Source organism: Pseudomonas wayambapalatensis, from assembly GCF_049942315.1.
Classification (GTDB): Bacteria; Pseudomonadota; Gammaproteobacteria; order Pseudomonadales; family Pseudomonadaceae; genus Aquipseudomonas; species Aquipseudomonas wayambapalatensis.
Genome location: NZ_JBNFMU010000227.1, coordinates 35,458 through 55,254 on the forward strand (window position 1 = coordinate 35,458; position 19,797 = coordinate 55,254).

19 protein-coding genes are annotated in these 19,797 nt (G+C 62.4%); 9 read left to right on the top strand and 10 right to left on the bottom strand.

Translation table 11 applies throughout. The features are described from left to right. Positions 1–155 precede the first annotated feature (155 nt). The 4 genes from ACPZMI_RS21485 (at position 156) to ACPZMI_RS21500 (ending at position 3,629) form a co-directional block, all read left to right on the top strand. Positions 156–1,034, top strand: coding sequence for a Dyp-type peroxidase (locus tag ACPZMI_RS21485; RefSeq protein ID WP_186664605.1), 879 nt, complete (start codon positions 156–158; stop codon positions 1,032–1,034). Between the two features lie 83 nt (positions 1,035–1,117). Then, positions 1,118–2,026 (top strand): aldo/keto reductase, encoded by a 909-nt coding sequence (locus ACPZMI_RS21490; protein ID WP_186664606.1) that lies wholly within the window; start codon positions 1,118–1,120, stop codon positions 2,024–2,026. Positions 2,027–2,030: 4 nt separating this feature from the next. Continuing rightward, positions 2,031–3,308 (top strand): NTP/NDP exchange transporter, encoded by a 1,278-nt coding sequence (locus tag ACPZMI_RS21495; protein ID WP_426353022.1) that lies wholly within the window; start codon positions 2,031–2,033, stop codon positions 3,306–3,308. A 156-nt stretch (positions 3,309–3,464) separates the two neighbouring features. Beyond that, positions 3,465–3,629 (top strand): con-10 family general stress protein, encoded by a 165-nt coding sequence (locus ACPZMI_RS21500; protein WP_186664609.1) that lies wholly within the window; start codon positions 3,465–3,467, stop codon positions 3,627–3,629. 176 nt (positions 3,630–3,805) lie between these two features. On the opposite strand, the gene ACPZMI_RS21505 is transcribed toward ACPZMI_RS21500, so the two are convergent. The 4 genes from ACPZMI_RS21505 to ACPZMI_RS21520 form a co-directional block, all read right to left on the bottom strand. Beyond that, the gene (locus ACPZMI_RS21505; RefSeq protein ID WP_288377445.1) at positions 3,806–5,806 is read right to left on the bottom strand and encodes a peptidase U32 family protein; all 2,001 of its coding nucleotides are present in this window, start codon (positions 5,804–5,806) and stop codon (positions 3,806–3,808) included. 143 nt (positions 5,807–5,949) lie between these two features. Beyond that, positions 5,950–7,380 carry a hypothetical protein gene (locus ACPZMI_RS21510; RefSeq protein ID WP_426353023.1) on the bottom strand — a complete coding sequence of 477 codons (1,431 nt, stop codon included), beginning with the start codon at positions 7,378–7,380 and terminating at the stop codon, positions 5,950–5,952. Next, the gene (locus ACPZMI_RS21515; RefSeq protein WP_426353024.1) at positions 7,367–9,265 is read right to left on the bottom strand and encodes a Hint domain-containing protein; all 1,899 of its coding nucleotides are present in this window, start codon (positions 9,263–9,265) and stop codon (positions 7,367–7,369) included. The genes ACPZMI_RS21510 and ACPZMI_RS21515 overlap by 14 nt, the downstream gene beginning before the upstream one ends. A 126-nt stretch (positions 9,266–9,391) precedes the next feature. Further along, positions 9,392–10,279 carry a LysR family transcriptional regulator gene (locus ACPZMI_RS21520; protein WP_426353025.1) on the bottom strand — a complete coding sequence of 296 codons (888 nt, stop codon included), beginning with the start codon at positions 10,277–10,279 and terminating at the stop codon, positions 9,392–9,394. A 100-nt stretch (positions 10,280–10,379) separates the two neighbouring features. On the opposite strand from ACPZMI_RS21520, the gene ACPZMI_RS21525 reads away from it, so the two are divergent. From ACPZMI_RS21525 to ACPZMI_RS21535, 3 genes are read left to right on the top strand one after another with little or no spacing between them, the layout of a single operon-like run. Further along, complete coding sequence (locus ACPZMI_RS21525) at positions 10,380–11,672, top strand: CitMHS family transporter (protein ID WP_186664614.1); 1,293 nt, start codon at positions 10,380–10,382, stop codon at positions 11,670–11,672. A gap of 2 nt (positions 11,673–11,674) precedes the next feature. Next, a complete protein-coding gene (locus ACPZMI_RS21530) occupies positions 11,675–13,021 on the top strand; it encodes an acyclic terpene utilization AtuA family protein (protein ID WP_411382515.1) in 1,347 nt (448 codons plus the stop codon). Continuing rightward, the gene (locus ACPZMI_RS21535; RefSeq protein ID WP_186664616.1) at positions 13,018–13,332 is read left to right on the top strand and encodes an AtuA-related protein; all 315 of its coding nucleotides are present in this window, start codon (positions 13,018–13,020) and stop codon (positions 13,330–13,332) included. Before ACPZMI_RS21530 ends, ACPZMI_RS21535 begins: the two co-directional genes overlap by 4 nt. A 104-nt stretch (positions 13,333–13,436) precedes the next feature. Here ACPZMI_RS21535 and ACPZMI_RS21540 read toward each other — a convergent pair whose 3' ends face one another. After that, a complete protein-coding gene (locus ACPZMI_RS21540) occupies positions 13,437–13,817 on the bottom strand; it encodes a RidA family protein (protein ID WP_426353026.1) in 381 nt (126 codons plus the stop codon). 128 nt (positions 13,818–13,945) lie between these two features. Between ACPZMI_RS21540 and ACPZMI_RS21545 the strand changes: the two genes are divergently transcribed. Continuing rightward, on the top strand, positions 13,946–14,638 hold the full coding sequence (locus ACPZMI_RS21545) for a tRNA (adenine(22)-N(1))-methyltransferase (protein ID WP_186719401.1): 693 nt from the start codon (positions 13,946–13,948) through the stop codon (positions 14,636–14,638). A 3-nt stretch (positions 14,639–14,641) separates the two neighbouring features. Here ACPZMI_RS21545 and ACPZMI_RS21550 read toward each other — a convergent pair whose 3' ends face one another. Next, positions 14,642–14,905, bottom strand: coding sequence for a DUF2790 domain-containing protein (locus ACPZMI_RS21550; protein WP_186664621.1), 264 nt, complete (start codon positions 14,903–14,905; stop codon positions 14,642–14,644). A gap of 116 nt (positions 14,906–15,021) precedes the next feature. On the opposite strand from ACPZMI_RS21550, the gene ACPZMI_RS21555 reads away from it, so the two are divergent. Further along, a complete protein-coding gene (locus ACPZMI_RS21555) occupies positions 15,022–15,954 on the top strand; it encodes a LysR family transcriptional regulator (RefSeq protein ID WP_186709175.1) in 933 nt (310 codons plus the stop codon). A gap of 3 nt (positions 15,955–15,957) precedes the next feature. Here the strand turns inward: ACPZMI_RS21555 and ACPZMI_RS21560 are convergent, their stop codons facing one another. The 4 genes from ACPZMI_RS21560 to ACPZMI_RS21575 all read right to left on the bottom strand — a co-directional run bounded on the left by ACPZMI_RS21560 (position 15,958) and on the right by ACPZMI_RS21575 (position 19,761). Continuing rightward, positions 15,958–16,257, bottom strand: coding sequence for a hypothetical protein (locus ACPZMI_RS21560; RefSeq protein ID WP_186709176.1), 300 nt, complete (start codon positions 16,255–16,257; stop codon positions 15,958–15,960). Positions 16,258–16,387: 130 nt separating this feature from the next. Beyond that, on the bottom strand, positions 16,388–17,692 hold the full coding sequence (locus ACPZMI_RS21565) for an MFS transporter (RefSeq protein WP_426353027.1): 1,305 nt from the start codon (positions 17,690–17,692) through the stop codon (positions 16,388–16,390). A 322-nt stretch (positions 17,693–18,014) separates the two neighbouring features. Beyond that, positions 18,015–18,242 (bottom strand): hypothetical protein, encoded by a 228-nt coding sequence (locus ACPZMI_RS21570; protein ID WP_186664627.1) that lies wholly within the window; start codon positions 18,240–18,242, stop codon positions 18,015–18,017. Between the two features lie 187 nt (positions 18,243–18,429). Further along, complete coding sequence (locus ACPZMI_RS21575) at positions 18,430–19,761, bottom strand: MFS transporter (RefSeq protein ID WP_186664628.1); 1,332 nt, start codon at positions 19,759–19,761, stop codon at positions 18,430–18,432. Positions 19,762–19,797: the final 36 nt, after the last annotated feature.

The following is a 19,797-nucleotide window of genomic DNA, read 5'->3' on the forward strand; positions in this document are numbered from 1 at the left end:
AGTGTAGGCAGGCTCCATCGATCAGCTAATCGCAAAGTGCCGGCCTTTGGTAACTGATTATTTCTGGATGAGCCACACCTCGCCGCGACCTGACGCGTTGCGATGGGCTGCCGAGCACAGTAGGATTCGCGCTTTTGCCGAAGGATTAGCTCGTCATGTCGTTCCAGCAAGGTCTGCTCGCCACTCCGGTGCCGGCCCACGCCCGTCACCTGTTCTTTGCCCTGCATACGGGGGAGGCGTTGCCTGCCGTTCTGGATGCCTTGTTGCAGCAAGTCGACGGCCACAGCCTGATCCTGGCCGTCGGCGCGCCGCTGGCCAAGGCACTGGGGCGCGATGTCCCGGGCTTGCGCAGTTTCCCGCAGTTGGACGCAGCGGTCGAAAATCCGGCCACCCAGCATGCCCTGTGGCTCTGGCTGCGTGATGACGCGCGTGGTGATCTGTTCCTGCGTGCCCAAGCCCTGGAGCAGGCCCTGGCGCCGGCTTTCACACTGGTCGACAGTGTCGATGGTTTTCTGCACCACGGCGGACACGACCTGACCGGCTATGAAGACGGCACCGAAAACCCGCGGGACAACGATGCTGTCGACGCAGCCATCGTGGCGGGCGAGCAAGCGGGCCTGGCAGGTTCCAGTTTCGCTGCGTTCCAGCTGTGGAAACACGATCTCAACTATTTCAAGTCGCTGCCTCAGCCAGAGCAGGATGACATCATTGGCCGTCGCCTGAGCGACAACGAGGAGCTGGAAGACGCGCCGGAGTCGGCCCACGTCAAGCGTACCGCGCAGGAGAGCTATGACCCCGGGGCCTTCATGGTGCGCCGTTCGGTGGCCTGGGCCGACAACCGTGGCGCAGGGCTGGCCTTCGTTGCCCTGGGCCGCTCGTTCGATGCCTTCGAAGTCCAGCTGCGGCGCATGAGTGGCCTGGAAGATGGCGTGGTCGATGCCTTGTACCGCTTCAGCCGACCACTGACCGGCGGCTATTACTGGTGCCCGCCAATGGGGGCTGAAGGCCTGGACCTGCGCCTGTTGCTCGGTTAAATATCCCGATACAGAATCGCTGCGCATCGCAGGGTAGAGCGACTAGCCTTGAAGGTTTCCCCCTGTAAACGGGAGCCTCCTTCATGTACGCACGTCGCGATGTCCTGCGTGCCAGCGCCGCGCTTGGCGCACTGGCCCTGAGCCCTTGGCTGCGCGCCGAGTCCGGCAGCGGCCTGCTGACCCGCAAGATCCCCGCCACCGGTGAGGCCTTGCCGGTCATCGGTGCCGGCACTTCCGGTAGTTTCGAGGTCCAGGCCGGCTCTGCCCAGTACCAACAGCTCAAGCTTGTGCTCGAGGCGTTCTTCAAAGGCGGTGGCAAGGTCATCGACACCTCGCCCAACTACGGCGGTGCCGACGCCATTCTCGGCCAGTTGCTGGAGGAGGGCGGCTGGCACCGTCAGTGTTTCATCGCCACCAAGATCGCTGCCGACAGCCGGGAAGGGGCCGAACGGCAATGGGTGCAAAGCCTTTCCAGCCTGCGCACCGACAAGGTCGACTTGCTGCAGATCCACAACCTGCGCGACTGGCAGACCCAGCTACCCTATGCCCGGGAGTTGAAGCAGCAAGGCAAGACGCGCTATGTGGGCATCACTCACTATCTCAACAGTGGGCAGGATGAGGTGGCGCGCATCGTGCGCAGCGAGCCGCTGGATTTCATCCAGATCAACTACTCGGTGAACGCTCCGGATGCCGCGCGCGAGCTGCTGCCGCTGTGCCAGGACAAAGGCGTCGCGGTGCTGGTCAACCGTGCTTTCGACGATGGCCGGCTGTTCGCTCGGGTCAAGGATCAGGCATTGCCATCTTGGGCGGGCGAGGCGGGTATCGGCAGTTGGGCGCAGCTGTTCCTGAAGTTCGCCATCAGTCACCCGGCGGTGACCACGGTAATTCCTGCGACCGGCCGCCCGGACCGTCAGCTTGACCAGCTCAAGGCTGGCAGCGGGCCGTTGCTGAGCGAAGCCCAGCGCCAGGCGCTCATCAGGCAATTTGCCTGACGCCATGAGCGACTTGCGGCGGCGCCTGGACCAGAGCCTCAACATCCAGCCCGGCGAAGGCCCGGCAGTGGTCGCAGGCCTTGCGCTGTTCTACCTGCTGTTCACGGGGTATTTCATGCTGCGCCCCGTCCGCGAAACCATGGGCGTGGCAGGAGGTGTGGACAATCTGCAATGGCTGTTCACAGGCACCTTCATTGCGACCCTGGCCTGCCTGCCGCTATTCGGCTGGCTTGCTTCAAGGGTGAAGCGGCGGCGCATCCTGTCGTGGACCTACGCCTTCTTTACCAGCAACCTGCTGTTGTTTGCTGTGCTCTTTGCCCGTGATCCAGATGACCTCTGGAATGCACGGGCTTTTTATATCTGGCTGTCGGTGTTCAACCTGCTGGCCATCTCCCTGGCCTGGAGCGTACTGGCAGACCTGTTTTCCAGCGAGCAGGGCAAGCGCCTGTTCGGCCTGCTGGCGGCGGGTGCAAGCCTTGGCGGCTTGAGCGGGCCGATTCTTGGCACTCTGCTGGTTTCTCCCCTCGGGCACGCGGGTTTGTTGGTGCTGGCGGGCGTCTGTCTGCTTGGCAGCATAGGCGCTGCGCTGTACCTGCAACACTGGCGTGAGCTGAATCCGCTGCCGACCAGCACCGCGCATCCGAGCTCTCGGCCGCTGGGCGGGAATCCGTTTTCCGGCGCCACCGCCGTGCTGCAGTCGCCCTACCTGCTGGGTATCGCGTTGTTCGTCATACTGCTGGCCAGCGTCAGCACCTTCCTGTATTTCGAGCAGGCCCGTATCGTCAGCGAGACGTTCAGCGACCGTACACGGCAGACACAAGTCTTTGGCCTGATCGACACAGTCGTGCAAACGCTGGCGATACTCACCCAGGTCTTTCTCACCGGACGCCTGGCCCGGCGCCTGGGTGTCGGTGTGTTACTGGTGGGCGTACCACTGGTGATGGCGGTCGCCTTCATCTGGCTGGCACTGGCGCCGGTCTTTGCGGTGTTCGTTTTCGTGATGGTCGTGCGTCGTGCAGGCGAGTACGCCCTGGTGCGCCCGGGACGGGAGATGCTCTTCACCGTCTTGCCCGCTGATGAGAAATACAAAGCCAAGAACTTTATCGACACCGTGGTCTACCGCGGCGGCGATGCCTTGAGCGGTTGGGTCAAGCGCGGCCTGGACCTGCTGGGCGAGCATCCGCAGTTGGCCATGTCGATCGGCGCTATCCTCGCGCTTGGCTGGGGCGTTACTGGCGCCTGGCTGGGCCGTCGCCAGCGTAGCCTCGAAAACGCCCCGTAACTCAAAGCACCTCGCGCCAAATACAGCGTCGCTGCACCTTTAGCGCCACCGGTCTGCCAGATCGGTAATAAACCGAATCCCCTGCTGCTGCGATGCTCCGAACTTATGTACGGCAAACGCCCGTGCATATCCCACAGCCACAAGAGGTGCAAGACCATGGCCAATAACCAGAACAAGACTGGCAGTCAGGGTGGTACCAAAAATCCTGGCAACTTCGCCAACGACCGGGAAAAAGCGTCCGAAGCCGGTCGCAAAGGCGGCCAGCAGTCCGGTGGCAACAAGCAGAACGACGACATGGGCCGCAAGGGCGGCCGCTCGTAAGTGATGCTGCGCGGTGCCGGGGTAGCTCGGCACCGCAACAGTAGGCTGAGGCAAGAATTTCGGGTTTGTACCCGTAGTTATTTTCCGAATCAATCTGCGCTCGTGCGCGGCAGGCAGGCAATCCTTGCCTGCCTCGAAACTTCACCGGGAGGCGGAGGCAGCAGTCGTGCTCGGCCTCAGTGCGGCGCGCGCACGATGGTCTTGAGCAAGTCTTCCGGGCTGATGTGCCCAACCACCTGGCTCACCGCGCTGCCTGGGGTTGGCAGGTCGATGATGTGGTCTTTCATCCGGCCGACCACGTGCATTTCGCACGGCTTGCAGTCGAATTTCAGGGTCAGCACTTCGTCGCCATGAATCAGCTGCATTGGCGCGACCTTGGTGCGTACACCGGTAACGCCCTTGGCCTGCTTGGGACACAGGTTGAAGGAGAAGCGCAGGCAGTGCTTGGTGATCATCACCGGCACCTCGCCGTGCTCCTCGTGGGCCTCGAACGCTGCATCGATCAACTTCACCCCATGGCGATGATAGAAGTCACGGGCTTTCTGGTTATAGACGTTGGCCAGGAACGACAGGTGCGCTTCGGGATAGACCGGGGGAGGCGTGGTCTCGGCCTTGCGGCTACCGCGCGGGTGCGCCTTGACCCGTGCCTCGGTGAGCATTTCGATAGCCTCACGACGCAGGGCCTTGAGTTGCGAGTTGGGGATGAAGTACGCCTGCGGGGCATCGATCTCGATGGCCTCGGCGTGGTACTGGGTGGTGCCCAGTTGGCCCAGCAGGTCGTGCAACTGATCCAGCGCCTGCTGCGGTTTGTTGGCCGCGCCGAACGGGCCGTCCAGGGCAACCTGCACGGTGACGCCTTCCTCGCTGGTGACACTCAGCGCCAGGCGTTGCTCGGTCAGCACGACATGCCACTGAACCGCGACGCGGCGCTCGGACGAGGTGCGTTGCAGCGCCTGCTGCCAGTTATGGTCAAGGTTGCGCGACAGTGGGTGATTCGGCCGCAGCTTGTGCAAGCCTTCGGGCATCTCGTTGGGCTCGACGCGATAACGGTAGCGTGTCTGGCCATCGTCCTCGAACTCGCCACGTGGCTCGGCGATGTTGGCCCGGAAGCCCACCACTTCACGCTTGACCAGCACGTTCAAGCCGTCACCGTTGGTCAGCGGGACCTCGGTGACCACCATCAGGTCACGCTTGCCGACCTTTTCCACCACACCCACTGGCAAGCCGGTGAAGGTGGGCGAATCGAAGGCACCGATGTCGATCTTGCGGTCGCTGACGAAGTAGTCGGTGCTGCCGCGGTGGAAGGTCTTGTCCGGGTCGGGTACGAAGAAGTGCTGGGTACGACCGCTCGATGCGCGGGCCAGGTCCGGGCGATCTTCGAGAATCGCATCCAGCTCCTTGCGGTAGTGGGCGGTGATGTTCTTCACATAGCCCATGTCCTTGTAGCGGCCTTCGATCTTGAATGAGCGCACGCCGGCGTCGACCAGGTCACGCAGGTTGGCGGTCTGGTTGTTGTCCTTCATCGACAGCAGGTGCTTCTCGAAGGCAACCACCCGGCCCTGATCGTCCTTGAGGGTGTAGGGCAGGCGACAGGCCTGGGAGCAATCACCCCGGTTGGCGCTGCGGCCGGTCTGGGCGTGGGAAATGTTGCATTGGCCGGAGAAGGCCACGCACAACGCGCCGTGGATGAAGAACTCGATGGCAGCATCGGTCTCGGCGGCGATGGCGCGGATCTGCTGCAGGTTCAGTTCACGGGCCAGCACCAACTGGGAGAAGCCGGCCTGGTCGAGGAATCTGGCGCGCTCTAGGGTGCGAATGTCGGTCTGTGTACTGGCGTGCAACTCGATCGGTGGGATGTCCAGCTCCATCACCCCCAGGTCCTGGACGATCAATGCATCGACACCGGCGTCGTACAGCTGATGGATCAGCTTGCGTGCAGGCTCCAGCTCGTTGTCGTGGAGGATGGTATTGATCGTGGTGAAGACCCGCGCGTGGTAGCGCCGGGCGAACTCCACCAACTCGGCGATATCGCTGACCTCGTTGCACGCGTTGTGCCGCGCGCCGAAGCTCGGGCCGCCGATATAGATGGCGTCGGCGCCATGCAGAATGGCCTCGCGGGCGATGGCCACATCGCGGGCAGGGCTGAGCAGTTCCAGGTGATTCTTTGGAAGGGACATGTCGTTATAGGTTCGTGCTGTCACGGTTTAGGGCGGCATTGTAGCGATGAATTGCCGCGCAGGCACCCGTGACGTTCCAGGCGGGCATACTCGGCAGCGACGGGCCTGCTCTCCTTGACGCAGCCCCGTCATCCGCCCACGTGTCAGAGAGCCGGAGCAGTTTGCTCCGCTTGCCATTGCGTCCTGCTGGACGCTTTGCCACAGATAGGCGTCAGCTGTACGCTCAGCGATTGATCCAGGTTCGCATCAAACACTGGAATCATCATCTGGGCACTGCAGCCAGCGACCCGATCCTGACTGATGACATTACCTGCGCGAGTAATCTTTACCCATGTGCCTTCAGGCGCTACTACCGATTCCGGAGGCGACCAGGTGACATCCACGACCCCTACTCTCGGTCGGAGCAAGGTAACCAATGGAGTCCCAGTAACCATCGGCACCCAATCGCCTTCCGTTCCTACCCCAGACCCAGGATAGGCAATGACCTGACACACCCACTTCTTGTCGGTCCTAAGCGGCGCTTTCAGCGACAAGCGCTCGTGGGTCCGGGGGGCATCGACGCGCGCAGAGGCGGCGACCATGGCGGTCTCTGGCGAAAACACCTGCACGATGTAGTGAGTGATCTCCAGACTGTTCGACATGTTCCAGGTCACATCGACGCCCTCGTTGTCCAACACCACTGAGGTGATGTCGGGCCTGTCTGCTACGACGCGCAAAGGCTTGGTGCTGATGCCTGCGCCTTTTGCAGTCAGGGCCGTGAGGGTAAAGCTGAACGCATCAAACTCCGGCAGTGGCGAGGACAGTGGCAAGTCGGCGAGCTCGTATCCCGCGGGCAGGGCCATGTCGTAATGCGTGCCGGTAAGCGCACTGTGCAGGCTCAGCTGGTATTGCACGATCTCTCTGGGGTCCAGGGAAAACCATGCGACTGCGATGCGGTTTCCACCACGATAGAGCGGGCTCTGCTCCAGATTCGGCGGGGTCATGCATGACGGGAAATGAATCAGCTCCGATCGGGCGCGGGTTTTCTCGCGAACCACAGCCTCCACGCCGACTGTCCAGCCTTGGTCATTGCCCAGCCCCCCGCCCAGTTGCGAATTGCCCACGACAGCACTGGCGCTACCCGCTCCACTGATTGGAATGACGAATGTCGTGCCGCTGACCGTTGATGACACGACGATCTCATAGCCCAGAAGAGCCTGGCTGGAAGGCTGCCAACCAACGCGCAGGGTCTCGCCATCGTATATCGCCGAGTGCAGGATCGGCTGGAGGGTTGGCAGGGGCAGTGGAGCGCTGCTCTCTGTTTCCCCACTCTCCCGCAAGGCCATCACGGTGACGCGATATTCACGTATCGCGCTCAGGGGTTCGGACAGAGGTAATACGCCAACGGTAGCTGCACCGTCTGGAATGAATTGGTGTTTCAACGGCGTCCAGCCGCCTGTGTCCTGATGACCCAATGTGATCACCCAACCTGCAGGCGTGTCCAATTCGAGAGGGCTCCATGCCACATGCAGGCAGTCTGTCTCGTAAACGGCCTGAACGATGGAGAGCCTGAGTGCATCGTTACCGCGTTGCATTGCCGACCTCCTGTGAAGTGCCGCTCACGTCAGAGGACTGCTGCGCCTTTTGTTTTTGCTGGTTGTCGTAATCAGCCAAGAACGCAGGATGGACGGTTGCTCGCAGTTGCGCAGGGCTGCGAAGTGGCGCTCTGCTTTTGAGATCTGCCAGCATATTTTGCGTAGCGAGGTTACCCGACAAAATGCCGTTGGCGTAATAACTGCCTTCGACGCCACCTTTGAATTGCAAGTTGTATACCGGGGTGGCCTGAGCCTCGACATAACCGACGAATGTCACCGTGATCGGAGGTCCGTCACCGGCCAACTTGTCGCCTACCTGGATTTCCCGTGCCTGCACCTCCATGTTTCTCACGGCACTCCCGATTTGAATCGCTCGCATGATGGGGTGGGTCGGTGTGACATGCAGGGTCTGGCCGGTAGTGCGTATCTCAAGCATGGAGCCATTTTCTGTACCCGTGGTTCTTTCACTGACCGTGCGCACGCCATGCGGTGTCTTGACCTTGTCTCCCGAGACGATCTCTTCGATTTTTTTTGTCTCGCCCGACGCCAGGGTGATCAATGTGCCCCCTGCTACACAACCTTCCATGATGCGGAGTTGAGGGATGATCTCCCTGCCGGGGTTTCCTGCGGATCGCTTATCGCTGGTAAATACAAGCGTTACGTTTCGTGGCATGGGATCTTCTGGCGTTCCTGGAAGGTAGAGCATGTTGGTCATGTAGAAGTTGACGAGCGAGTCTTTATTGTTGGTCAGGCATGACGGGTTGCGCTTGAACTTTTCGGCCTCGTAATTGAAGCTCAGCTTTCCATTACCGTCAGATGTCCATTCGTCAGCAATACTTTCAGCTCTGGAGTGTACCCGACAGCCCCCACCGCTCGGGTTTACTAGATAGATCGCCGTTTCGCCAGTTACCGTAGATTCGGTTTTTCCTTCGGCGAGAGCGTAGCCAGAAACGGGAATCAGATAGTTAGCAGGCTTGTTCTGGCTTGCCCAATAATCGCACTCTTCACGGCTGTGGCGGTTCCAGCACATCTTGATGGGTGTATCGTTGTCAGGGAGTTTATTGCTGCAGACTTCCGTAGCGGCAGGAGCAGAAATGACGCATTTGCCATTGGCGTCTCTTGTACAAGGCCTGGGCTCTGTCATACAAGCGTCAACGATACCCGTTGAACTGACTGCCTTCATGACGAGCGTCGGCGGGAACTCGTCGTCACTGTCCTTGGGGATCATGTTGAAGAAAGCGACAGCGCGAACGGGAATCGTTGGATCCACCGAGGCACTCACGTTAACGCGTAGTTCAGGAAGGTTCGTCAGATCAGTGGCGTTTTTCGAGGCAATGAAATCACCCGTGAGGTCGTTATACATAATGAGCGTGACAGAGTTTCTCTCGCTGCCGTTCGCAACGGTCGAAATGGCTTCAGAGCTGTACGTGACCGCTGAACTGGTTGCAGTAGCATTGGAGCGCGAAAGCTCCGAGATGAATTGAAGGTCTTGCAAAGGAGCGTCGGCATCACTGGACGTCTCAGGGAAGACAACTGGTTTTACTGCGTCAGGCTTTGCGCCGGAAACAGCGAGCGCTTTCACCCGCTGTTTGTGCGCAGCTTCCAGGCGCCTGAACATTTCGGGCGCCTGTGCTTTTGTATGCCCTGTCAGGAGTTGTTGTGCCTTATAAAGTTGATAATGCTGGGGGTTGCCCCAGTCCAGCTGATACAGGACGCCAGGGGTAAGATCTTTAGTCAATTCCTGCCCCAATGTTTCTACTTTTTCCTGGGCGTTTATTGCGTTTATTTCATCAGTGGCCTCGGCGGCCCAGGCAGAAGGAAGCGCATAAAAAAATAAAAACAATGCAGCCAATAGATTAATTGAGGTCGACTCTCGACTTGTCATCGTCTTTGCTCCCTGGTGGGTTCGATCCCTTGAATGGCAACACACGACATCGCCCTCTCGGACAACATTGTTAAGATCCAACCTACTGGGATTAGGCGCTCGCCGACAACTGGCAAAAATGATAGGTCATTTGTCTGTGCCTGACAGATCACCCAGGCAATCGATCAAGGCCGAAGTGGCTGGTGACAGGCTGCATTCTGTGCGGGTGATGATGCCGATTTCACGCTCCAGACCTCGCGCTTCCAAGGGCCTGCGCAGCAACCTGTGTGTACCGTCGTCCGCCGATTCCGGCAGCAGCGTAACCCCCAACCCATTGCGCACCAGCGCCAATACCGTCGACATGTAGTTGGCTTCCATGGCGGCTTGCAACACCAGCCCGTGTGCGCGGAACACCTCCTCGATCTGCGCCCGCACACTGCTGTCGCGCCCGGTGAGGATCATCGGCAGGCCGTCCAGGGCTTGCAGATCGACGGGGCCCGTGGCCAGCGGGTGTCCGACAGGCACAAACAGGCATAACCGATCACTCAGTAACGGTGTGAAGTCCAGCCCGTGCCCGAACTGGCTGCGCACACCCACGCCGAAATCCACATCGCCTTCGCGCACGCGCTCGACAATGCGCTCGGCAACCAGGTCGCGCAGGCGCACTTCGACACCTGGATGCGACTGCCGGAACACCGCCAGCCGCTGCGTCAGCGCCCCGGCACACAACGAGGGCAGGGCAGCCACTGTGACCACCCCGCGGCGCACCGCCGCCAAGCCTTGGCTGGCGCTGACGATGTTGGACAGATCGAGCAGCAGCTTCTCCATCGCCGGCAACGCCTCGCGCCCTGCAGCAGTGAGGGTGACGTGCCGAGGGCTGCGTTCGAGCAGGGCAACGCCCAGCCAGCTTTCGAGTTGGCGGATCTGGACGGTCAGGGCCGAGGGCGACAAGTGCAGGTCGTTGGCGGCGCGGGCGAAGTTGCCGCGCTGGGCAACGGTGATGAAGGCGCGAATATGCTGCAGGGTATTCTTCATTTTGTTTTTTCGAATGTGCGTGGCTTTAAATTGCAATTTACACGCTACCGAACCTCTCCTGATACTCGGGACAACAACAAAAACAAGCCGGAGTAACCCCATGCTCGCCCTCTACGGCGTCATTACCATTCTGTCCTTGCTGATCGCGGTGATGAGCAAGCGCATCTCGCCCCTGGTCGCGCTGATTGCCTTTCCCATCGTGGCTGCCTTGCTCGCGGGTTTCGGCCTGCAGACCAGCGGTTTCATTCTCACTGGCATCAAGAATGTCGCCCCGGTGGTCGGCATGTTCATCTTCGCCATCCTGTTCTTCGGCGTGATGACCGATGCCGGCATGCTCGACCCGATCATCGACCGCATCCTGCGCGCCGTCGGCACCCGCCCCACCCGTATCGTCTGCGGCACCGCATTGCTGGCGTTGCTGGTACACCTGGATGGGTCGGGTGCGGTGACATTCCTCGTCACGGTGCCCGCGATGCTGCCGCTGTATACACGCCTGGGCATCGACCGACGGGTGCTGGCCTGCGTTGCGGCGATGGCGGCGGGGGTGAATTTCCTGCCCTGGACGGGACCTGTGCTGCGCTCGTCCGCGGCGCTGCACGTGCCGGTGGCTGACCTGTTCCAACCGCTGATTCCGGTACAGGTGGTGGGGCTGTTGTTCGTCTTCGGCTGCGCCTACTGGCTGGGCCGACGCGAAGAGAAACGCCTGGGGCTCATGGCCGGCGCCGATGCCGGCGCGGCACCGCAGCGTATCTTGAGCGCCGATGAACAAGCCCTGCGCCGTACGCACATGTTCTGGCCGAACCTGCTGCTCACCGTACTGGTGATGGCGGTGATGATCGCAGGCTGGGTCGACCCGGTAGTGATGTTCATGCTCGGCACGGTCGCCGCGCTTTGCCTGAATTACCCCCGTGTCGATCAGCAACGCGAACGCATCGATGCACACGCCAAGACCGCCCTGACCATGGCCAGCATCCTGCTTGCCGCCGGTGTGTTCACCGGCATCATGCAAGGCACCGGCATGCTCAAGGCCATGGCCGAGGTGGCGGTGCAACAGATTCCGCCGGGCCACGGGCGACTGATTCCCGCACTGGTGGGCTTCGTGTCGATGCCGCTCAGCTTGCTGTTCGACCCGGACTCGTTCTACTTCGGGGTCATGCCGGTGATTGCCGAGGTCGGCCGCTCGCTGGGCGTGGACCCGGTGCAGGTGGCCCAGGCGTCGCTGCTTGGCGTACATACCACCGGCTTCCCGGTCAGCCCGCTGACCCCAGCGACCTTCCTGCTGGTGGGCCTGTGCAAGCTCGACCTTGCCGATCACCAGCGTTTCACCCTGCCATTTCTGTTCGCCGCGTCGGTGCTGATGACCCTGACCGCGCTGGCACTTGGAGTCTTCTGAACATGAACACTTTGCGAATCGGCGCCGGCGCCGGCTATTCCGGCGATCGCCTGGAGCCTGCGGTGGAACTGGCCCGGGATGGGCAACTGGATTACCTGGTGTTCGAATGCCTGGCCGAACGCACCATCGCTCTGGCCCAGCAAGCCAGACTGGCCGACCCACAGGCCGGCTTCGATCCGTTGCTGACCGAGCGCATGCGGGCGGTGCTGCCCTATGTACGCGGCGGCGCGCGCCGTCTGCGTATCATCACCAACATGGGCGCAGCCAACCCGCGTGGCGCGGCGCGACAAGTGTCGGCCATCGCGGCTGAACTCGGGCTGCAGGGGCTGAAGGTCGCGGCAGTGGACGGTGACGATGTGCTCGACGTGCTGCGCCAGCACCCGGACTGGGCGCTGGACAACGGCCTGACGGTGGCCGGGCTGGGTGGGCGACTGGTGTCGGCCAACGCCTATCTGGGGGTCGAAGGGATCGTCCAGGCACTGGCCCTGGACGCCGATGTGGTGATTACCGGCCGTGTCGCCGACCCGTCGCTGTTCCTTGCACCGCAAGTGCATCACTTTGGCTGGCCTGACGACGATTGGAGTCGCCGTGGCCGAGGGACACTGACCGGGCATCTGCTTGAATGTGCGGGGCAGGTCAGTGGTGGCTACTTTGCCGATCCCGGCCTGAAGGATGTTGCCGACCTGGCGCGGCTTGGCTTCCCCTTCGCGGATATCGACATCGAAGGCCTGGCCACGCTCGGCAAGGTCGACGGCAGTGGGGGACGCATCGATGTCGCGACCTGCACCGAACAACTGCTCTACGAGGTACACGATCCGCGTCGCTACCTGACGCCGGATGTCACGGCCGACTTCTCGGGCGTGCATCTGCAAGCCTGCGGCAAGGATCAGGTACGCGTCAGTGGTGGCGAAGGCATGGCCCGCCCGCAACAACTCAAGGTTACCGTGGGCTATCGGGATGGCTGGATTGGCGAAGGACAGATTTCCTACGGCGGCCCGAATGCCGTGGCGCGGGCACGTCTGGCCGGACGGATCGTCGAAGAGCGCCTGGCGTTGACCGGCGTCGCCGTCGAAGAGCTGCGCTGCGAGCTGATGGGGGTCGATTCGCTGCACGCCAGCCATTTCGGCATGGGCGGCGAACCCTGGGAGGTACGCCTGCGGGTTGCGGCACGTTGCCTGAACCGCGAGGCGGCGCAAGCGGTCGCCAACGAGGTCGAGACGCTCTACACCAATGGCCCGGCTGGCGGTGGCGGGGCCACTCGCCAGGTCCGCGAGGTGTTGGCCGTCGCCAGCCTTTACCTGCCGCGTGAGCTCGCCCAACCCCAAGTCCACCTGGAGCAATGCCCATGACCCGCCAACTGCACGAACTTGCCCACACCCGCACGGGGGACAAGGGCGACACCTCGAACATCTCGCTGATCGCGTATCGGGAGGAGGACTACCCGCTGCTTGAGCGCGAGCTGACAGCGGAACGAGTAGCGGCGTGGTTTGCCCATCTTCGCGATGAAAGCGCAGGGCCTGTCCGTCGCTATGACCTGCCGCAGCTCAAGGCGCTGAACTTCGTGCTGCCGGGGTTGTTGCGCGGTGGCGTGACCCGCTCGTTGGCGCTGGATGCCCATGGCAAGTGCCTGGGGGCCGCGTTGTTGGCGATGGACATCTAGACGCTGCGGAATTCGCTGTCACAGATGGACTGGTCTCGGTGCTCAATGGGGGGCGGGTGGTTCGCAAAAAAAGCCAACACCCGCCCAAAAGCCGGTAGCTGATATCAGCCCTTGGCCGCCATCGCCGTCACTTCGACCTTCATCCCTTCGAACGCCAGCGAGGCCACGCCCACCGCCGCACGCACCGGCCATGGCTTGGCGAAGAAGCGTTGGTACACCTCGTTGAATGCCGCACGATCAGCCATGTCGGTCAGGTAAATGGTCAGGTGCAGCACGCGGTCCATCGAGCTGCCGGCACGCTCCAGCGCATCCTTGAGCGCCTGCAGGGTGCACTCGCTCTGGGTGACGATATCGCCCAGCTCAAGTTCGCCATCGGCGCGAATCGGGACCTGTGTGGTGACCAGCATACCGTTGTACTCGGCGACATCGGAGGAGATGGACGCGGCGTCCGCATCGGGGGTGAAAGTGATACCTGTCTGGGCCATGAACGACTCTGCCTTGCTTCGGAAGGAAAAGCGCAAGCCTACGCGAGCCGCGGCCCCCGTCGCAAATGCATTGAAATGGCGCGCCCCGGCCTTCAGAATCGCGCCGATTCTCATGCAAGGGGTTGGCGTTGAACGAACAGACATTGTCGCAGCGGCTGGAACGCGTGGCGGCTCATATCCCGCCAGGGGCGCGCCTGGCCGATATCGGTTCCGACCACGGCTTCCTGCCGGTGGTCCTGGTATTGCGCGGCGCCATCGAGGCCGCAGTGGCCGGCGAGGCAGCGGCAGGGCCTTGCGAGTCAGCCCGGCGCAACGTACACCGCAATGGGCTGGACGCGCGCATCAGCGTGCGCCTGGCCAACGGTCTGGCTGCCATCGAAAGCGACGATCGCATCGACACCATCAGCCTTTCGGGCATGGGCGGGGAAACCATCGTCGAGATCCTCGAGGCAGGCAAGGCGCGATTGCAGGATGGGCAACGCCTGGTGCTGCAACCCAACGGCGGCGAACAACCGCTGCGCCAGTGGTTGATGGACAACGGCTATCGGATTGTCAGCGAAGAAGTTTTGCGGGAAAACCGCTTCGACTACGAGATCATTGTCGCCGAACCGGCCGGCTCGGTGCGCTACAGCCCGCAGGAGCTGTTGTTCGGCCCCTTGCTGATGCGCGAGAAAAGCTCGGCGTTCATCAACAAGTGGCAGCGCATGCGACGCCAGCGCCAGCAGGCATTGGCCAACTTCGAACGGGCCAGGGAAGTCCCCCAGGACAAGGCTCGGGCCTTTGCGATGCACATCGACTGGATCGACCAATTGCTGGCCTGAGGCTCATTGCTGCGAGCAGTCGCCCATTTCACTGTAAGCGACCTTGTGTGTCTGGCCCTGGTGGTCGACATAGACCATGTGCGCAGTGCCGACCTGGCAGTCGGCAGCGTTACTGGCCGGGGTGATCGACACCACCTTGGCGATATCCAGCGGCATACCGTATTCGTAAACCTGGCCCTCGGCAGACGGCGAGCGAGGCTGCTCGGCGAAGGCAGCCATGGGGAGCAGGGCGCTACACAGCGCAAGTACGGCGATCGAGCGTTTCATGATGAACTCCAGATGAGGTTTCCCTCATGATCCATTCATTGGTGTTTCACAATAAATGGGCTAGACCGTGATAGATTCATGCCTTCAAGGTATGAATCACGCTGGAGCGTCACGTCATGGACATGCTGCACGCAATGCGCACTTTCGCCCGGGTAGTGGAATGCGGCAGCTTCGCCGCAGCCGCCAATGCGCTGGACATTTCGGCGGCGCAGGTGTCGCGGATCGTCGCCGAACTGGAAAACCAGTTGCAGACTCGCCTGCTGCATCGCACCACCCGGCGGCTGCGCATGAGCGAGGCGGGGGAGCGGTTTCTCGAGCGCTCACGCCAGATCATGCTGCTGACCGAAGAGGCTTTTGACGAAGCACGCGGCGCCCACCTCACACCCCGTGGACGGCTGCGCGTGCATTGCAGCCATGGCCTGGGCCTGCTGATGATGCCGTTGGTGGCACGCTACAACGCCTCATGCCGTGAAGTGGTGATGGAGCTTACCCTGTCCCAGCGCAACCCCGACCTGCTCGCCGAGGGTCATGACGTGGTCATTGCCATCGGCCAGGGCCTGCCAGACTCGCAACTGATCGCCATCCCGCTGGGCAGCATCTACAGCGTGCTGTGTGCATCCCCCGACTACCTGGCCCGCCACGGCGTCCCCAAGCGCCCTGAAGACCTGCACGAGCATGTCTGCCTGCGCACGGTCGATCCCCTGTTCGAGGAGGACTGGCCCTTCGGTGACGCGCCCGACAGCTGCGTGATCTCGCCCCAGGACACCTTTCTCACCAATGTGGCCGATGCGATGGTCAAGGCGACCGAGCTTGGCATGGGGATTGGCCTGTTGCCCTATTACTCGGCCAGCCAGGCCCTGGAGGACGGCCGCCTTTGCCGGCTGCTGGCCCCGTATCGGTTGCGGCAACGGGAGATCTACGCGATCTACCCGTCGCGGCACTATCTCGATGCCAAGGTGCGTACCTGGCTGGACTTTCTCAAGGAGCAGTTGCCGGTGCTGTTCCAGGCGCACGAACGGCTGGTGGATGACCCACGCTACTGGCGCTAGACCTTACTGGCTATCCTGATCCTCGGCAGTGCCACCGGACGCCCCGGCGCCACTGCCGGTAGCTTCGCCAGTGCTGCTCGAGCCACCAGTGCTGCCGTCGGCTGCGTCGGCGTTGCTGCCGGTGTCACTGCTGTCGTTACCCTTGCTGCCGCCAGGGCTGTTGACGCTGCTGCCGTCACCGGCGGTCTGGCCCTGCGTGGCGGGTGCCTTGTGATCGGTATGGTTGGTGTCGGACGCGGCGAAGCTGGCACTGGAAGCCAGCCCCAGGGCGAGGAAGAAAAACAGCGGGCGCATGGGAACCATGGTAAATCTCCTACGAGGATGATCGTCCTTCGTTCGGCTGCGCGCAGGGAAGCTGAGTGCCCGGTGTGCGACGGGCGGTCGTGGGGATGCGGCGCAGCCCCACGCGGGCACTTCGATCGGGCAAGCCCGATCAGGCAGGCTCGGAGCGTGTGAGCGGAGCGCTTTCACCCGTGACGGCATCGACGATCGGCGGATGATCCTGCGCGGCATGGATCAGTTCTTCGGTCATGCGCAGCTCGGCGCCGGTCGGCGAGAAGGTCGCGGTGGGCGCGAAGGGGGCCGGATGTTGTGGGGCGGGGCGCTTGCCACGTCGCCAGACGAAGAAGCTGACCATGGCCAGGTTGATCACGGCGAAGGCCCAGAACAGTCCGGCCTCGCCATAGGAGGTCATCACCGGCGAGATCGCCAGCGGGCTCATCGCCGAGCCCAGCGAGTTGATCAGCAGCAGGCCCTGGATCATCGGCACCAGCGCATCCATCGGCGCGCGGTCGGCGGCATGGCTGACCGCCACCGGATACACCGCGAACACACCACCACCCAGCAGGAACAATGCGGCTGGCAGCCAGGCCGAGGTCGGGGGCAACAGCAGGATGACCAGCGACAGCACGACGCACAGCGTGCCCAGGGCGATCAACACATCCTGGCGATCCTTGCGGTCGGACCAGCGCCCGACCGGGTACTGCAGCAGCATCGCGCCCAGGATCACCCAGGCCATCATGCGCCCGACTTCACCGACATCCAGGCCGATACGCTGCAGGTACAACGGCAGCAGGGCATACACCGCAGCAATCGCCACACCCGAACCGAAACAGCCCACCAGGCCGCTTGGCGTCACGCCCAGCAATTGCCGTGGCTTGAGCGGCTCGACCTGCTCCAGCAGCGGCGACACCCGCGGCAGGATCACGATCGGCAGTACCGAGAGTGCCGCCAGCATGCCCGCAACGGTGAACGGTGCACTGGCACCCAGGCTCACCAGCTCGCCGAGCATCGCCTGACCGAGGACGCCCGCGCCGTACAGCGCGATCATGTAAAGGGCCAGCAGGCGCCCACGAATCTTCGCGTCCCCGGCCAGCAGCAGCCAGCTTTCGATCACCAGGAATACGCCGACCGTGGCCCAGCCGTTGAGCAGGCGCAGGGCGAACCAGCCCCAGGTGTCGACGAACAGGCCTTGCAACAGAATGGTCGCGGCAATCAGCGAGGCGAAACTGCTGTAGGCACGGATGTGGCCGATGCGCAGGATCAACCGGTCGTTGAAGATGGCACCGAGGGTGAGGCCGATGAAGAAGCCTGACGAGACGATACCGATCATCGTTGCCGATTCGCCGGCTTCGCCAAGGCGCAGGGTGGTCAGGGAATACAGCAGGCCATTGCCCAGGGCAATGATGAAGAGCCCGAGCAGGGGTGCCAGCGCCATCGCCAGCAAACGCGGAGACATACGTACCTCAAGTGATCGATCAGCGAATGAGCCTCTTCGACCACGCGCGTCTGACCAGACCTCGAAGGACCGGGGCTGCACGTAAGTGCCAGGGCGGGGATGCAACCAGGGCAAGACTCAACCGCAGACTCGGAGCGCGAGATCGGGCGGGGTCGGTTGAGCCTGTTGCACATGCGCGATGTGGCTGAGGCACGGACGTTGTCATTGCTGCCGGTAGCCACCGTACAAGGCGACTGGGCGAAAAGGGCGCGGCATTCTACGCCCGCGCCCCATCACTTGCCAAAGCCCTGGTGGTGCGACAGGAGGCCGCACCCTCTGCTGATCAGGACGAAGGCTTGGCTGCTGCGTCCTGGCCGCTGTTGCTGTTGACCTGGGCGTCTTGCTGGGCGGCCTTGGCGGCTTCGCGCTTGGCCACCATGGCTTTGCTCTGCTGCTGTTGCAGGGCCCAGCGGGCATGGTGTTCCTGCAGGCGATCGGCGCCGCCTTCGGCGAAGGCGGAGGTTACGGCGGTGGCGGCCAGCAGGGCCAGGGCATAGCGCAGGGATTTCATGGTTTGACTCTCCATCGTAGTTTGATTCTTTCCGGGCCTTGCAAGAGAGGCCGATGGAAAGAGGATGGAGGGCCAGGATTTTCTCAGGATTAACAACAATCAGATGTTTGACCGTTGGTCGCCTTGCTTTTGCTGCTTCTTCGGTTGCCGGGCACGCGATGGTCGCGGGCCTGGCAATCGAATGCCCTCAGTTTTTCGGCAAGTCCCGTGTACGCAGTTTTTCCGGCAGGGCAAACAGCAACAGCACAGCAGTCACCAGGCTCGTGGCTGCGATCAGGTAAAGCGCTGGCGTGGTGCTGCCCGACAGATCGCGGATACGCCCGACCAGTACCGGGCTGACGATCCCACCCAATTGCCCCAGTGTGTTGATCAGCGCGATGCCACCGGCAGCCCCGGCGCCTGCGCCGGCCAGCAACTTCGGCGGCAGCGCCCAGAAGCTCGGGATGGCCGCCACTACACCCGCGCCCAGCAGACCAAGGGAGACGATCAACAAGGGCGTGTGGTCATCGAACAGCCCAGCGCACAGGAACCCTACGGCGCCAAGACTGATCAACCCGGCGGTAAACCAACGCCGCTCGCCGGTCGCATCCGACCACCGGCCGCACACCACCATGGTAATTGCCCCGCAGATATAGGGCACTGCCGTCAGCAGGCCAATCATCGATGGGTTTTCCGTGCCTGCACTGCGGATCAGCTGAGGTGCCCAGAAATTCAGGCCGTAGGAGGCGATCTGAATCAGGAAGTAGATCAATCCGAGCATCAGAAAACCAGGAATGCGGATCGCCTGGAGCAACGAACCCTGCCCATGGGCGGCCTGCGCCGGCTCGATGCGTGAGCGCAGCAACTGTTTTTCCCCGTCGCTGAGCCAGCCGGCGTCTTCGATGCGGTCCTTGAGCTGGGTCAGCACCAGCAACCCAAGCAGCACACAGGGCAGGCCGCCAAGCAGGAACAGCCAGTGCCAGCCGCGCATCTGCATGACGCCGTCAAGATGACCGAGTACCAGGCCCGAGAACGGCGCACCGAACAGCCCGGCGAAGGCCGATGCCAGGAACAGCAGCGAAGTGATGCGGCCACGGAAATGCTGCGGGAACCACAGCGTCAGGTAGTACAGCACGCCGGGAGCGAAACCGGCTTCCATGGCGCCGATGATGAAGCGCAGGGCGTAGAACTGCCATTCGCTGGTGACGAACACCATGGCAGCGGTGGCCAGGCCCCACGAAATCATGATCCGCGCGATCCAGCGACGGGCGCCGACCTTGTACAGCATCAGGTTGCTCGGCACCTCGAACAGCACGTAGCCGACCACGAACAGGCTCGCCCCCAGGCCGTAGGCGGTGTCGCTGAAACCAAGGTCGGTCTGCAGCTGGAACTTGGCGAAACTGATGTTGATGCGGTCGAAGAAGGCGAACAGGTAACACACCATGATCAACGGCATGAGGCGCCAGGCAACCTTGCGGACCAGGGCTTTTTCGCTGTCGGCGCCATCGGCGGCACCCAGCGGCAGGGCGGAAAGACTCATTGATGTTCTCCAGTCGGGCCGCCCTGTGGGCGGCCT

Excerpts from the sequence above, each read along its gene's own strand:
- ACPZMI_RS21485 (WP_186664605.1), top strand. The coding sequence starts at position 156 with ATGTCGTTCCAGCAAGGTCTGCTCGCCACTCCGGTGCCGGCCCACGCC.
- ACPZMI_RS21490 (WP_186664606.1), top strand. The coding sequence starts at position 1,118 with ATGTACGCACGTCGCGATGTCCTGCGTGCCAGCGCCGCGCTTGGCGCA.
- ACPZMI_RS21495 (WP_426353022.1), top strand. The coding sequence starts at position 2,031 with ATGAGCGACTTGCGGCGGCGCCTGGACCAGAGCCTCAACATCCAGCCC.
- ACPZMI_RS21500 (WP_186664609.1), top strand. The coding sequence starts at position 3,465 with ATGGCCAATAACCAGAACAAGACTGGCAGTCAGGGTGGTACCAAAAAT.
- ACPZMI_RS21505 (WP_288377445.1), bottom strand. The coding sequence starts at position 5,806 with ATGTCCCTTCCAAAGAATCACCTGGAACTGCTCAGCCCTGCCCGCGAT.
- ACPZMI_RS21510 (WP_426353023.1), bottom strand. The coding sequence starts at position 7,380 with ATGCAACGCGGTAACGATGCACTCAGGCTCTCCATCGTTCAGGCCGTT.
- ACPZMI_RS21515 (WP_426353024.1), bottom strand. The coding sequence starts at position 9,265 with ATGACAAGTCGAGAGTCGACCTCAATTAATCTATTGGCTGCATTGTTT.
- ACPZMI_RS21520 (WP_426353025.1), bottom strand. The coding sequence starts at position 10,279 with ATGAAGAATACCCTGCAGCATATTCGCGCCTTCATCACCGTTGCCCAG.
- ACPZMI_RS21525 (WP_186664614.1), top strand. The coding sequence starts at position 10,380 with ATGCTCGCCCTCTACGGCGTCATTACCATTCTGTCCTTGCTGATCGCG.
- ACPZMI_RS21530 (WP_411382515.1), top strand. The coding sequence starts at position 11,675 with ATGAACACTTTGCGAATCGGCGCCGGCGCCGGCTATTCCGGCGATCGC.
- ACPZMI_RS21535 (WP_186664616.1), top strand. The coding sequence starts at position 13,018 with ATGACCCGCCAACTGCACGAACTTGCCCACACCCGCACGGGGGACAAG.
- ACPZMI_RS21540 (WP_426353026.1), bottom strand. The coding sequence starts at position 13,817 with ATGGCCCAGACAGGTATCACTTTCACCCCCGATGCGGACGCCGCGTCC.
- ACPZMI_RS21550 (WP_186664621.1), bottom strand. The coding sequence starts at position 14,905 with ATGAAACGCTCGATCGCCGTACTTGCGCTGTGTAGCGCCCTGCTCCCC.
- ACPZMI_RS21555 (WP_186709175.1), top strand. The coding sequence starts at position 15,022 with ATGGACATGCTGCACGCAATGCGCACTTTCGCCCGGGTAGTGGAATGC.
- ACPZMI_RS21560 (WP_186709176.1), bottom strand. The coding sequence starts at position 16,257 with ATGGTTCCCATGCGCCCGCTGTTTTTCTTCCTCGCCCTGGGGCTGGCT.
- ACPZMI_RS21565 (WP_426353027.1), bottom strand. The coding sequence starts at position 17,692 with ATGTCTCCGCGTTTGCTGGCGATGGCGCTGGCACCCCTGCTCGGGCTC.
- ACPZMI_RS21570 (WP_186664627.1), bottom strand. The coding sequence starts at position 18,242 with ATGAAATCCCTGCGCTATGCCCTGGCCCTGCTGGCCGCCACCGCCGTA.
- ACPZMI_RS21575 (WP_186664628.1), bottom strand. The coding sequence starts at position 19,761 with ATGAGTCTTTCCGCCCTGCCGCTGGGTGCCGCCGATGGCGCCGACAGC.